Source organism: Bacillus sp. SIMBA_074 (assembly GCF_046534555.1).
Lineage (GTDB): Bacteria > Bacillota > Bacilli > Bacillales > Bacillaceae_G > Bacillus_A > Bacillus_A mycoides.
Map to the genome: position 1 here is coordinate 1 of NZ_JAWRYM010000841.1, position 255 is coordinate 255.

Below are 255 nucleotides of genomic sequence, written 5' to 3' on the forward strand. Positions count from 1 at the left end.
GTCAGATGCGCGTCGACCAGTGACACCGCACCTCCACCACTGTCGGGGAGGACGAGGTTGAGTCGCTTCGTTGGAGCTGAACCCGTAATGCTTGCTGCTGGCGTTCCCGTGGTGACAGTACCTATCGTCAGGTCAGTGACCGGTCCAGCGGGGCCCTGGACGATTGCGGTACCCGTGGAGGTGGCAATCGGCGCAGCCCTCGTGAGATCCGTGAAGGTGGTGGGATCGCTCGATACGGAAGTGGGAACCTTAATG

1 protein-coding gene is annotated in these 255 nt (G+C 61.6%); it reads left to right on the top strand.

From position 1 onward, the window contains the following. Nucleotides 1–57: 57 nt before the first annotated feature. On the top strand, nt 58–255 hold a 198-nt coding region (locus SB773_RS33120; protein WP_410594678.1), incomplete at its 3' end, for a hypothetical protein.